The organism is Paenibacillus sp. WC2504 (assembly GCF_052682475.1).
The window spans coordinates 4,226,915-4,240,056 of sequence record NZ_JBQZFH010000001.1; the positions used below are offsets into that span (position 1 = coordinate 4,226,915).

Here is a 13,142-nt window from a genome sequence, read left to right on the forward strand (position 1 = left end):
GGTGTCCAGCTGCGAGAAGATATGGATAAAGGCGTATTCGACCGATTCAAGTCACTGCCTATCGCCAGGATTGCGCCTTTGGCAGGAGCACTCTTGGCAGACACTATCCGGTATATTATTACTACAGTTCTCACCTTTTCAATGGGGTATCTCATGGGCTATCGTCCTGAAAGTTGGTTTGGGACACGTGGCGATCGCTTCGCTTCTTGTCATCTTCTGCTCTTGGGCTATTAGCTGGATCTTCGCCTTCTTCGGCTTAATTGCCCGAACAGCCTCAAGCGTTCAAGGGATATCGATGCTTGTTCTCTTCCCTCTTACGTTTCTTTCGAATGCATTCGTTCCTGTGGATACCATGCCAGGTTGGCTTCAATGGTTTGTTAAAATCAATCCGATCTCTCACCTCGTTTCCGCCGTAAGAGAACTTGCCAACACAGGCACTGTCGGCTGGGATCTCACCATCTCGCTCATCGGAGCGATTGTCATTGTGGCCTTCTTTGCACCTATTACGGTAATTGCGTATATGCGCAGGACTTAACAGATAAGGTTAAAACAGCAAGGCTGCCACTCCATTACGTGGCAGCCTTATTCATCGTTAGAAAGTTGCAGGTGACATAAAATAGGAATACCATAAATTTGTCATAAAGACATCGAGAAGCACAAAATAAAACAATTCCAAACCAATATTACGATCATTTAACCCTTTTCTCCATTGCCGCGTACTTACATAAGCAAGTAAAGCCGTAATAATCAGCATACATAAGTAAACCAAGATTGGCTGTAAGGCTTCGGGCATAACTTGAAGCGCCACAGCTTTTCGGTAATCTTGAATAAATAGCGCCTTAACTACGATATACATGGCAAGTGATATGAAAAAATGCAGCCGCTGGCGGGAATCATATTGATGCTGCCAAAAAGCGCTGAGCACCAGCAGATAGATCCCTGGTAAGAAGATCCACTTCAGGCTTAGAAACCACGTTACGAGACTGATCCCCCATAGCAGCGGAAGATTCTCAGCAGCTGTTCGCAAGTCATCTGCTGTTAGCCGGTTCATCCTCTCCTGGTAAGGCTGTTGATCTGTCGCATAGTAAACGCGGTAAGACGCTTCGTTCACCGGATCAAGCCAAACAGCAATTCGAGCATCCGGCTCTTGCGCGAGGTTCGGATATTGAGCGAATCCGCCGAATTGGCTGATTTTTGTTGATGATTCCAACTGCGTTTCATGAAAGCTTAATTGATACACTTCTTGGCTGCTCATGCGCCTATTTTTCTCATAAACGGATGAAACGACCAGTGTAGCTTCGCCAGAATCCGTTTCAGAGAATATAGGCTGTAAGATCGTATCTGAATCACTGGTCTCAGAACTTGGAAGATCTATTCGCTCATCTTGCAGGTCCGTAGGCTTATCCCAAGGAAAAGTGAGCATCTGTAAACTACTTTTGCCTGACTTAGCTGAGCTGATCGTATAGGCGACCCTGAGTAAAGAGTTGTCTGCATACAACGTATAATCCTCCAAATACCTGTTAACCAGCTCCAAATCTTTGAGCTTCTCCATGACGACCGTTTTCCCGGATTCGGTATCCAACTTGACAACGTGCAGGGCGGTGTTCCCTTCCCTACTAGTCGCATAAACAGCGGATAGCATGCCGTTTTTATCCATAAAACCTTGTACCTGTTTAATTCCGCTAGCGTTCAACTTTATCCAATTTGGTGCATCATCTCCAGACGATATACCCACAAAGAGCGCCTCATCGTTATACGTGAGAAGTACACTTTTCCCCGTTCCCCCCTGTATGGCCTGAACGCCATTCATTTCGGTTTCAGTCAGCAATTTTTTCGGGGACCAGTTCCCATTTTTCCATTCACTCGTGTACAGCTTGTTGTTTGCGCCGATCCAAACGGCTTTTCCCTCACCAATAAGACGATAGGATTGAAAAAACTCCGAGTCTGGCACAGATCGCACCACGGAGCTGCTCCGCCCCTCATTGTCGATCTTCACATAGATCAGTTCATTTCCTGAACGGTAGGCAAATGTTTTGGGACTGGTCATTTGAACAGGACCTGCTTGGGAAGCGAGTTCAGGTAATAATGTCGCTCGTCCATAAGGTTCTGCGAACGGCATCACCTGTTCTCTTGCCAGCATCACCATATGTATCATTCCGATCAAGAGCATGGCCGCCAGAAACGGCACAACAGTAAACAACTTCCATAAAGTACGGTTTCTCAATCCAAAACTCCTCATCTTTGTGTTAGTCTAACAGCTTATTAGACGTAAGTACCTATCCGATTGTTGCGCAAATAAAAGAAGCCGCAATTATGCGGCTTCTTCTTACACACGACTAAGCGATTTATTCGTTGGTTTCCATCCATTGAAAATGGAAGCTGCCTTTTTTATCTACACGTTCAAACGTATGGGCTCCAAAATAATCCCTTTGTGCTTGTAATAAGTTAGCAGGCAGTCTCTCTGTGCGATAGCTATCATAGTAGGCTAACGCGGAAGCAAAAGCAGGAACCGGAATCCCTCTTGTCACAGCTACCGAAACGACTTTTCTCCAAGCATCTTGGTAATTATCTACGATTTTGCCGAAGTATTCGTCAAGGAACAAGTTTTTCAATGCAGGGTCACGATCATAAGCATCTTTGATATTTTGTAAGAATCTTGCGCGGATAATACAACCGCCGCGGAAGATCATCGCAATGTTTCCGTAGTTCAAGTCCCAACCATAGGCGTCAGAAGCGGCTCTCATTTGAGCAAAACCTTGCGCATATGAAGCGATTTTGCTTGTGTACAGTGCTTTGCGCACAGCCTCAATGAATTCTTTCGGATCCCCATCATAACTTGACGCCGCAGGGCCATTCAGACGTTTACTTGCAGCTACGCGCTCTTCTTTCATTGCTGAGATAAAACGGGCGAACACGGATTCAGTAATAATGGATAATGGCACACCCAAATCCAACGAGCTTTGGCTTGTCCATTTACCAGTTCCTTTTTGTCCAGCCGAATCGAGGATCACATCCACCATCGGTTTGCCTGTTTCCGGATCTTTTTTCGCAAAAATATCAGCTGTGATTTCGATCAAATAACTATCGAGCTCACCATTGTTCCATTCCGTGAAAATATCATGCAATTCGCTAGTACTTAAGTTCAATACATCCTTTAATAAGTGATACGCTTCGCCGATAAGCTGCATATCGCCGTACTCAATGCCGTTATGAACCATTTTAACATAATGCCCAGCGCCGTCTGCTCCAATATAGGTGGAACATGCATCTCCATTGACTTTGGCCGAAATAGCCGTCAAGATTGGCTCGACTAGTTCGTACGCATCTTTTTGTCCACCCGGCATAATCGAAGGTCCATTCAGAGCTCCTTCTTCACCGCCCGAAACACCTGCACCGATAAAGCGGAATCCTTTGGCTTGAAGTTCTTTATTTCTCCGCTGTGTATCCGGGAAATATGCGTTACCGCCATCGATGAGGATATCACCTGGGCTTAAGTAAGGGATCAAAGAATTGATGGTATCATCCGTAGGTTGGCCTGCTTTAACCATAATTAAAATTTTACGCGGCGATTCAAGGGATTGTACGAATTCTTCAGCGCTGTAAGTACCTACAAAGTTCTTTCCAGGCGTTTCCTCCAAAAGTTCATTCGTTTTCTCTGGTGAACGGTTATATAAAGCAACTGAGAAACCTTTGCTTTCGATATTCAAAGCCAAGTTTTTCCCCATAACGGCCAATCCAACTACGCCAATTTGCTGTTTACTCATCGTAATTTCCTCCTCTTAGTTCTGCTCTGTTGCAGCAATACGTTTTTGTAGTTCGGCTTTCTGCGCTTCAAAACCAGGTTTGCCTAGCAGAGCAAACATATTGATTTTGTATGCCTCAACGCCAGGCTGATCAAACGGGTTCACCCCAAGCAGCAAGCCGCTGATTCCGCATGCTTTCTCAAAAAAGTAGACCATTTCGCCATACGTATATTCATTCAGTGCATCCAATTCAACAATCAGATTAGGAACGCCTCCGTCAACATGGGCAAGTCGTGTGCCTTCCGCCGCCTTCTTGTTCACTTCGTCCATTGTCATGCCCGCAATAAAGTTCAAACCATCCAAATTGGCGGAGTCCTTTTCAATCGTCAACTCGACTCTCGGCTTCTTCACTGAAAGCACCGTTTCGATCAGATCGCGACGGCCTTCTTGGACATATTGCCCCATGGAGTGCAAATCAGTTGTGAAATCGACGGATGCGGGATATAGCCCTTTCTGGTCTTTGCCCTCACTCTCGCCGAACAACTGCTTCCACCATTCAGAAACATAATGTAAGGACGGCTCAAAGTTGGCCAACAGCTCAATGTTTTTCCCTTTACGGTAAAGGGCATTTCGAACCGCTGCATATTGATAGCTTTCATTGGTGGACAGATCGGCATTATTATATTTCTGTGCTGCCGCCGCGGCTCCAGCCATCATTTGATCAATGTCGAGCCCAGCTGCAGCAATCGGCAGAAGACCTACCGCAGTAAGTACGGAATAGCGACCACCGACATCGTCAGGAATGACAAAGGTTTCATAGCCTTCTTCATCCGCCAGCTTTTTCAAAGCACCTTTAGAAGCGTCAGTAGTGGCATAGATGCGTTTTTTCGCTTCATCCTTCCCATACTTTTTCTCCATATAATCTCGCAGGATGCGGAATGCGATAGCCGGTTCCGTCGTTGTGCCTGATTTAGAGATGACATTCAAAGAAATATCCTTATCTTTAAGCAGTTCTAATAAGTGCGTGATATACGTCGAGCTGATATTTTGACCGGCAAAATAGACTTGCGTATTTCCATCCATTTGATTATGAAAAGTGTGAGACAACGCTTCGATCGCGGATCTTGCTCCCAAATAGGAGCCACCAATACCAATAACGATCAAAGCATCGGAATTGGAACGAATGCGCTGCGCCGCCTCTTTGATTCTTGCAAACTCTTCTTTATCGTATTGAAGCGGCAGATTCACCCAACCCAGATAATCAGAGCCAGGACCTTTCTTCTCATGAAGCATGTCATGCGCCACTTTCACAAATTCACCGAAATAATCAACTTCATGCTGCTGGATAAACGGTAATGCGCTGGAATAATTAAATGAAATAGCCATCTGGAACCTCTCCTTTTAGACCTGCATGCAGGGAATAAATCGTAATTTAGTTTGTATGATGGGCAAAATATTTTTCTTCACTTGGTTTATTTTCTTGCTCATTTTTGGAATCAAACCACCAATGATGGCCATTCGCCGCCAATAAGGCATCGGATTCAGCGGGGCCATTCGTGCCCGCGGCATAAAGATGAAGCGGGACTAGATTTTCTTGGAAAGCATCCAGGATCGGTTGAACCCAAGCCCAAGCCAATTCGACTTCGTCCCAATGCGCAAAGAACGTAGGATCTCCTTGCAAGGCATCATAGATCAAGTTTTCATAAGCTTCGGGAACATCCTCTTGACTTTCGTGAAAGTCGATTTGAATAGGTTTGTATTTCCCGTTCTTGGAAGGATCTTTCGAATTTAATTGCAGCGTAATACTTTCATTTGGACTAATTTCAAATACCAATAGATTAGGCACTTGGCTTTCATCATGATGTTGAGTCAGATTCGTATTCGGCTCTTTAAATTCAATGACGATCCGTGTTGATTTCTCATGCATTCTTTTTCCTGTCCGGATATAAATCGGAACGCCCCGCCAGAAGAAATCGTCGATCTGCAATTTAGCGGCAATAAATGTATCGTTCATGGATGTGCTGGCAATCCCTGGCTCCGAAGTATAACCTACGACTTGCTTGCCTCCAATCGAACCTTCTTTGTATTGCCCGCGGATCACATTGGCGTCAACATCCTGTTTAAGCAGCGGTTCGAGGTTTTCCATCACTTTTTTCTTCTTAAACCGCACCAACTCGGAGTTGCTGACATTAGGCAGGTGCATGGTAAGCATCATTAGCAATTGCAGCATATGGTTTTGGAACATGTCTCTTACCGCGCCAACATGATCGTAATAACCTGCTCTTTCTTCAACACCAACGGTTTCGTTTGCCGTAATCTGAACGTTCGCAATGTAATTATTCGCCCATATCGCGTGAAGGACGGGATTGGACTGCTGAATAACCTCGAGTTTCTGCACCATAGGTTTGCCAAGATAATGATCAATACGATAAATTTCATTTTCGGCAAAAGCTTTGCTTAACTGTTGATTTAAATCCCGAGCGGATTGCAAATCATGGCCAAACGGTTTCTCTATTACTAGGCGTTTCCAACCATCTGCAGAACCCAGACCGCTTTCCTTGATATTCGCAGCAATTGTTTCAAAATATTCAGGTCCTACGGATAAGTAAAACATGCGATTCGGTAAAATGCGGAGTTCTTCTTCCCGTTGTTCAATGAGCTGCAGCAGCTTCTGATAATCTTCTTTACGGTCTATGTCAAGTACACTGTAACGGAATGTACGTAAGAAGTTTTTCAATAATTCAGGATTGTTTGCTTTACGCCTGGAGAAAGTATGGATAGATTGTTCAACATTCGCCTGGAAGGCTTCATCGGAAAACTCTCTTCTTCCAAGACCAATTAAAGAGAAAGATTCCGGTAGTTTATTATCGACAAACAAATTATACAGTGCAGGGTAAATCTTTCTTTTTGCCAAATCCCCTGTCGCTCCAAATAAGACAAATGTAGTAGGCTCCATTTTTTCTCTTCTCCTTCCAACAGAACTCCCTCAGTCATTCAGCAGTTCTGGTTTCTTTTTCGTAACTCCACTATAATATAATTACCACCTATAAAAGAAATCATTATATTTCAGAGGAGATATAGACCTGATCTATGATAAATAATTACGAATTGTACAAAGTTTTTTATTGGGCAGCGAAAACAGGCAGTTTAACACAGGCGGCCAAAGCCCTGTATATCACCCAACCAAGCGTGAGCCACGCCATCAAACAGCTGGAAGACAGCTTTGGTCTCGCTTTGTTTTACAGGAATTCCAAAGGTGTTGCTTTAACGCAAGAAGGTGCGATTCTTTATTCCTACATCGAGCAGTCGCAGAACTTCATTTCGAGAGCTGAGGAGAAGATGGCGGCGCTTAAAAATCTGGACAGTGGCGAGCTGCGGATCGGCGGAAGCGACTCTCTCTTCAAACATTATTTACTTCCGTATTTGGAAGAATTCCATCAGAATCACCCAGGTATTAAGCTGCACTTGAATCATGGTACTACACCGGAAATCATCTCTTTTCTTAAAGAAGGCAGGATTGATTTGGGCGTTGTTCGTATGCCTATTGTTGATGCCCAGCTTGAAGTACGGGAAAGCATTCAGCTTAAGGATTGCTTTGTAGCGGGGCCGCGTTACGAACAGCTGAAAGGCGAGACTTTATCCCTGGAAATGCTGCTGCAATACCCCGTCATTCTATTCTCGCGCAACAGCCGGGCACGAATGGCTATTACGGAATTATTCCAAAGCTACGGCTATAAGCTCAAGCCTGAAATCGAGGTCGGCAGCGTAGAGCTTCTCATCGAGTTTGCACGGAAAGGACTTGGCATCTCTTACGTGACGAAGGAATTTATTTCGAAAGAGCTGGAAGAAGGTTCCCTCTTCGAAATTCAATTGGATGTGAAGCTGCCGCCTACGCATGTAGGTATTATGACGATGCGCAACATGCCTCTTTCCATTTCAGCAAGAAGGTTCATAGAGTTGGTTCAATAGAATTTAAATAAAAAAAGAGGCTCTCCCTCGGTCATTAAATGACTCTGGGACTGCCTCTTTTTTGCTGAAATTTTTTAGTTAGATGGTATAATTCGAAAGTTTTTATCCAAATTAACAAGCATCATGAAATTGCGATTAAACGTAAAGATACGTTTCACTTGGTAATAGGACATAGTCACCGCAGTGAATGCTTCACTTAAGGAGAACCGCAGTTCGGGCCTGTCGAGCAATAATCTACGCGATTCCCCTTCGAATTCAGGACTGCTGGAGATTACAGTCAGCTTGCCTTTACTCACAGCCTTATCGATTGCACTCAGAAAATATTCGGCCCGCTGATAGCTGTAGGCATTGCGCAGCCATTCGTGCAGATCAAAGATAATCGAATTGGTTGTCACGTAATTACGTTCCAGATCATGCAGATCTAAAAACAAAGAACGAGCTTTCGCATAACTGGGATCTTCAGGATTCATAAACGCGGCTAAAGCTGTTCCATCCAGGAAAATGGCATCCTGTATATTCATGTGGTTATCCATATGTCGTCAGCACTCCTAATCCTCTAATTTGCATATCCCATCCAAATACAATAACGGGTTATCTTCCTTTTGATCCACCGAAATGTGGGTTAATTCATAGGGGGAGCTTTCCAGGTATTGGGCAATGATGCTATTGACGATTTCCTGTACGGTCGTATTCTGCATATCGGCGATTGCTCTAAGCTCATCATAAGCTTGCGGACTAAGTTCGATTGTGTCTTCTTCTTGCTCTTCACTTCTTGAAGTAATGAATTCGGAAGCGGTAGATTTCGCTTTTTCGAGTTGATTTTGAATGAAGCGTTTGTATGTATTCGCCATCTTGATTCACTCCTTAATTATGCATAGCTTTTAAACAATTCGTCGTATTTTGTCGATTTCAGGGGGTGGTATCGATACTAAAAAGCTAAATTTTCCATTCATCCCGTGTAAAATCGTGTGAAATGCGCATAATAACAAAAAGACATGCAGGGAGATCTTCTATGACACCAGAGCAACAGCATGTGTACGAGGAATTATTAAATAAAGAGAAGTCGCTTTCCAACTCTTGGATCGATTATTGGGTACAATATTCCAACGCCCAGACATGGGAATTCTGGGCCAATCTGGCTATGTTCGTTATTCCCCTGGTCATTCTCTGGTTCGTTCTAGACCGAAAGAAGGCGCTGCAAATTGGATTCTACGGTTTCAGCGTACATGTCATGGCTACCTATATTCATCTGTATGGTGAAAGGAATAATATTTGGGGATTTCCATATAAAATCATTCCTTATTTGCCAACAAGCATTACGATGGATGCTTCTTTTAATCCGGTTGTGCTTATGCTGCTATATCAGTGGACGCTGAATCATAAGAAAAATTACTATTTATTTGGTGCACTGATGTGTGCAATCTTCGCTTTCGTTTTTAAACCATTGTTATCAACTGTTGATTTGTTTCATCTGTACGGCAGAATGAATTACTTTTATTTATTTCTGCTATACTTCCTGGTTACCATCCTTGCCAAGTTGATAACGGATTTGTTTCTCCATTTTCAAAGAAACTCTAGAAATGCCTAGTAAAAGAAAGGCTCTATCCCCTTGTGCTGATCGAGGGTTTAGAGTCTTTTTTTCGCAGCTTGTATACGGCACTTTTTTCTAATAGAGAAGAATAAAACCGCCTTTTTTCCAGTTTTAACAAATACCTAGGATGACAATACACCAAAATCGGAGTAATGTTCAAGTGAGGGGCTGACCACGGAAAAAGGAGTGTACACGATGGGTTTTATGAAGATTTATGTCAGTAAGCACTGGAAGCTATTTCTGGTTGCTGTCTTTTTCGTGACGTTGGAAGCGCTCGCGGATTTGCTGCAACCGACGATTATGTCCCACATCTTGGACGTGGGCGTTGCGGAGAAACGACTGGATTATGTGCTCCGTATGGGCGGATTGATGCTGATCATCACCGCGTTCGGGGCTGTCGCAGCCTCGATGCGCAATATTGTGGCAAGCCATGTTTCACAGAAATTCGGCACGGAGTTAAGACGGGATTTATTCGAAAAAATCCAATCGCTTTCGTTCGCGAACATCGAGCAATTCGAGCGCGCGTCCTTAATTACGCGATTAACGAATGATATCACGCAGGTGCAAAACTTTGTAAATGGACTTATGCGCATTTTTGTTAAAGCTCCCCTTCTATGCATCGGGAGTCTCATTATGGCCGTGCGACTCAACCCTAATTTGTCTGTCGTATTGCTCATCGTTGTCCCGATCGTCGGCGTGCTCGTTGCGTTGAACTTGAAAGTGGGATTTTCTCGGTTTGTAGGCGTGCAAAAGGCGCTGGACAGCGTCAATCGGGTTATGCGAGAGTATCTATCCGGCGTACGCGTCGTCAAAGCTTTTAATCGTTTCGATCACGAGACGGGTAAGTTTCAACAAGCCAATATTGAATATCAGAATAAATCCATAAAGGTGACGAGGCTGCTGGCTATTTTTAACCCCTCTATCCTGCTCAGTGTCAATTTCGGGATCGCTGCCGTGCTATGGCTGGGGGCCTGGCGCGTGAATAACAGTCAAATGCAAGTCGGACATATCGTCGCATTCGTCAATTACATGACACAAATTTTGTTTGCGCTGATGACGATTTCCATGGTTTTCAACTTATTCGTGCGAGCAAAAGCTTCCGCCAATCGAATCGGCGAAGTTTTCGATCAGGTCAATACCATGACATGGGAAGTCGCTGCTGCTCTGCCAACCGGGCGTCAGGGATGCCAGATTGATTTTGAAAACGTTTCGTTTGCCTACGAAGGTGCTTCTGGAGATCCTGTGTTGAAAAATATCAGCTTCACGTGCCTACCGGGTGAAACAATTGGTATCATCGGATCTACCGGGTCGGGGAAAAGCAGTCTCGTGAGCCTTATCCCCCGATTCTATGATACGAGCGCAGGTACGATCCGTGTTGATGGTGTAGACATTGGGAAGCTTGACCCGGCTAAGCTGCGTGATCAGATTGCCATTGTACCGCAGAAATCTATATTGTTTAGCGGAACGATTGAAGAGAATCTGCGCTGGGGCAATGAGCACGCAACACTTGACGAGATCATACAAGCTGCCAAAATGGCGGAAGCACATGGCTTTATTACTTCGTTTCCCGAGGGTTATGAAACGATGCTTGGTCAACGCGGCGTGAACTTGTCTGGCGGCCAGAAACAACGATTGTCGATTGCCCGTGCGCTCGTTCGCAAACCGGATGTGCTGATTCTTGACGATTGTACAAGCGCCCTGGACACGACAACGGAGACAAACATTAAAGAATCTCTCAAATCTTTCGCATCTGGTGTCACCTGTTTACTCATTGCGCAGCGGATTACCTCAGTGATGGATGCTGATAAAATCATAGTGATGGACGACGGCGAAATTGTTGGCATCGGCACACACGAGATGCTGATGAAGAGCTGCCGCGTCTACGTGGAAATTTTCCAATCTCAATTCGGAAAGGAGCTGCCTCATCATGTCAAAGCCGAATGAAGGGTCGCGTCAATCAGCCCCTGACGTCCCGATGATCACGGGGCCGATTGGTCGTGGAGGCCGCGCTCCTGCCGTGAAGCCGAAAAATTTCAAAGGCACCCTACGCCGTCTATGGTCCTATTTAGGCACCGAACGAAAATGGCTGACGATCGTCTTTCTGTTCATTATTGCCGACTCCGCCTTAACCCTAGCCGGCCCTTATCTCATTGGTGTAGCCGTTGACGCAATGGCAGTAGGCCAAGTTAACTATAGCGTCCTTGATGTGACGCTGATCGTTCTCATCTCTACGTACATCGCTGATGGCGGGCTTACCTTCCTGCAGAGCTGGGTCATGGCTGGTCTGGCACAGCGCGTAGTAAAGCGACTTCGGCAAACGATGTTTGCGAAGCTGCAAAAGCTGCCTCTTGCTTTCTTCGACGGACGCTCTCACGGGGATATCATGAGTCGGCTATCGAATGATATTGACAACGTGAGCAACTCAATCTCACAGTCCACTACCCAGCTGATGTCAGGATCAATAGCCATCGTTGGATCGTTAGTGATGATGTTGATACTAAGCCCCACCCTGACCCTGGCGAGTCTCATTACCGTGCCTCTCGTGTTCTTGCTCGCCAAAACCATTACCAAGCGAACGAGCGTGTTATTCAAGGGACAACAGGCACAGCTCGGTAAGCTGAATGGTCACATTGAGGAAACGATTTCCGGACTTCTTGTTGTTAAAGCCTTTAACCGTGAGAAGAAAGCTATCGATGAATTTAATAACGTGAACGAAAAGCTTTATGAGGTTGGGCTAAAAGCTCAAATCTGGTCCGGTTTTTTGATGCCTCTCCTCAGCGTTATCAATAATATCGGCTTCTCCGCCGTTGCGATTGTCGGCGGTATTCTAGCCGTCAAAGGTCACATCACCGTCGGCGTTATTGCCAGCTTCCTGAGCTATTCGCGCCAATTCGTGAGGCCGCTTAACGAGATCGCGAACACCTACAACGTGCTGCAGTCGGGTGTTGCAGGGGCAGAACGTGCTTTTGAAGTTTTGGATGAAGCGGAAGAAGTTGAAGATGAGCCAGGCGCTATCGAACTGGTAAAACCCGTCGGGCACGTCACTTTCCAGGGCGTCACCTTCGGCTATCGGCCGGATATGCCGATCATCAATCAAGTCAGCTTTGATGCGCCGGCTGGCAGCAGCCTTGCACTCGTCGGACCGACAGGCGCAGGCAAGACGACGATTGTCAATTTAGTGACCCGGTTCTATGACGCCACGAGCGGCACGATCTTGATTGACGGAAGAGATATCAAATCCTATACGCGGGACAGTCTCCGCCGCAGCTTCGGCATCGTGCTGCAGGATACGTATCTGTTCTCCGGCACCATTAAGGAGAACATCAAATACAGCAAGCCCGATGCCAGCGATGCTGAAGTGGTTGCTGCTGCTAAGCTCGCGAATGCAGATGCCTTCATTAGCCGGCTGCCGAAGCGTTACGATACCCCGCTCTCCGAGAACGGCGGGAATTTAAGCCAAGGGCAGCGGCAATTGCTTGCGATTGCGCGCGTTATCCTGGCAGATCCCTCTATTCTCATTCTGGACGAGGCGACGAGCAGCATTGATACGCGCACGGAATTGCATATTCAGGAAGCTCTCCTCTCCATTATGAAAGGCCGCACGAGTTTCATTATTGCACATCGATTGAATACAATTCGGGATGCGGATACGATTATGGTTATTGATCGTGGCGAGATCGCCGAGCAAGGCAGTCATAACGTATTGATGGGCCAAGATGGCACGTATTCCAGGATGTTCTCCAATCAGTTTAAAAATCTCGAAAGTACAGCGGAATAGATACACTACAGCCCCAGAATGCTTTTTAGCATGCCTGGGGCTGTTTTCTTGATGTTATTCG

Annotated in this window: 11 protein-coding genes; 5 read left to right on the forward strand and 6 right to left on the reverse strand. The window is 45.5% G+C overall.

Annotated elements, in window-relative coordinates; all coding sequences use genetic code 11:
- The first annotated feature begins 1 nt into the window (after window position 1).
- Window positions 2–535 (forward strand): ABC transporter permease, encoded by a 534-nt coding sequence (locus ACUN27_RS19030; protein ID WP_445559420.1) that lies wholly within the window; start codon window positions 2–4, stop codon window positions 533–535.
- Between the two features lie 57 nt (window positions 536–592).
- Here the strand turns inward: ACUN27_RS19030 and ACUN27_RS19035 are convergent, their stop codons facing one another.
- From ACUN27_RS19035 to zwf, 4 genes are all read right to left on the reverse strand, one after another.
- Entirely contained in the window at window positions 593–2,224 is a 1,632-nt protein-coding gene (locus tag ACUN27_RS19035) for a hypothetical protein (protein ID WP_445559421.1), read from the reverse strand.
- 121 nt (window positions 2,225–2,345) lie between these two features.
- Complete coding sequence (gene gndA / locus ACUN27_RS19040) at window positions 2,346–3,764, reverse strand: NADP-dependent phosphogluconate dehydrogenase (protein ID WP_445559422.1); 1,419 nt, start codon at window positions 3,762–3,764, stop codon at window positions 2,346–2,348.
- A gap of 15 nt (window positions 3,765–3,779) precedes the next feature.
- The gene (locus ACUN27_RS19045) at window positions 3,780–5,129 is read right to left on the reverse strand and encodes a glucose-6-phosphate isomerase (RefSeq protein WP_315950235.1); all 1,350 of its coding nucleotides are present in this window, start codon (window positions 5,127–5,129) and stop codon (window positions 3,780–3,782) included.
- A 46-nt stretch (window positions 5,130–5,175) separates the two neighbouring features.
- A complete protein-coding gene (gene zwf / locus ACUN27_RS19050) occupies window positions 5,176–6,699 on the reverse strand; it encodes a glucose-6-phosphate dehydrogenase (RefSeq protein WP_445559423.1) in 1,524 nt (507 codons plus the stop codon).
- A gap of 134 nt (window positions 6,700–6,833) precedes the next feature.
- On the opposite strand from zwf, the gene ACUN27_RS19055 reads away from it, so the two are divergent.
- Complete coding sequence (locus ACUN27_RS19055) at window positions 6,834–7,712, forward strand: LysR family transcriptional regulator (RefSeq protein ID WP_127457218.1); 879 nt, start codon at window positions 6,834–6,836, stop codon at window positions 7,710–7,712.
- A gap of 74 nt (window positions 7,713–7,786) precedes the next feature.
- On the opposite strand, the gene ACUN27_RS19060 is transcribed toward ACUN27_RS19055, so the two are convergent.
- Both ACUN27_RS19060 and ACUN27_RS19065 read right to left on the reverse strand, forming a co-directional pair.
- A complete protein-coding gene (locus tag ACUN27_RS19060) occupies window positions 7,787–8,245 on the reverse strand; it encodes a hypothetical protein (RefSeq protein WP_315950233.1) in 459 nt (152 codons plus the stop codon).
- Window positions 8,246–8,260: 15 nt separating this feature from the next.
- Entirely contained in the window at window positions 8,261–8,563 is a 303-nt protein-coding gene (locus ACUN27_RS19065) for a hypothetical protein (protein WP_315950232.1), read from the reverse strand.
- Window positions 8,564–8,724: 161 nt separating this feature from the next.
- Here ACUN27_RS19065 and ACUN27_RS19070 point away from each other — a divergent pair, with 161 nt between their 5' ends.
- From ACUN27_RS19070 to ACUN27_RS19080, 3 genes are all read left to right on the forward strand, one after another.
- Window positions 8,725–9,300: a CBO0543 family protein gene (locus ACUN27_RS19070; RefSeq protein WP_445559424.1), complete on the forward strand. Its 576-nt coding sequence runs from the start codon at window positions 8,725–8,727 to the stop codon at window positions 9,298–9,300.
- Between the two features lie 198 nt (window positions 9,301–9,498).
- A complete protein-coding gene (locus ACUN27_RS19075; protein WP_445559425.1) occupies window positions 9,499–11,247 on the forward strand; it encodes an ABC transporter ATP-binding protein in 1,749 nt (582 codons plus the stop codon).
- A gap of 31 nt (window positions 11,248–11,278) precedes the next feature.
- Window positions 11,279–13,081: an ABC transporter ATP-binding protein gene (locus ACUN27_RS19080; RefSeq protein WP_445560646.1), complete on the forward strand. Its 1,803-nt coding sequence runs from the start codon at window positions 11,279–11,281 to the stop codon at window positions 13,079–13,081.
- The last annotated feature ends 61 nt before the right edge of the window (window positions 13,082–13,142 follow it).

Excerpts from the sequence above, each read along its gene's own strand:
- ACUN27_RS19075 (WP_445559425.1), top strand. The coding sequence starts at position 9,499 with ATGGGTTTTATGAAGATTTATGTCAGTAAGCACTGGAAGCTATTTCTG.
- gndA (WP_445559422.1), bottom strand. The coding sequence starts at position 3,764 with ATGAGTAAACAGCAAATTGGCGTAGTTGGATTGGCCGTTATGGGGAAA.
- ACUN27_RS19070 (WP_445559424.1), top strand. The coding sequence starts at position 8,725 with ATGACACCAGAGCAACAGCATGTGTACGAGGAATTATTAAATAAAGAG.
- zwf (WP_445559423.1), bottom strand. The coding sequence starts at position 6,699 with ATGGAGCCTACTACATTTGTCTTATTTGGAGCGACAGGGGATTTGGCA.
- ACUN27_RS19060 (WP_315950233.1), bottom strand. The coding sequence starts at position 8,245 with ATGGATAACCACATGAATATACAGGATGCCATTTTCCTGGATGGAACA.
- ACUN27_RS19055 (WP_127457218.1), top strand. The coding sequence starts at position 6,834 with ATGATAAATAATTACGAATTGTACAAAGTTTTTTATTGGGCAGCGAAA.
- ACUN27_RS19045 (WP_315950235.1), bottom strand. The coding sequence starts at position 5,129 with ATGGCTATTTCATTTAATTATTCCAGCGCATTACCGTTTATCCAGCAG.
- ACUN27_RS19080 (WP_445560646.1), top strand. The coding sequence starts at position 11,279 with ATGATCACGGGGCCGATTGGTCGTGGAGGCCGCGCTCCTGCCGTGAAG.
- ACUN27_RS19065 (WP_315950232.1), bottom strand. The coding sequence starts at position 8,563 with ATGGCGAATACATACAAACGCTTCATTCAAAATCAACTCGAAAAAGCG.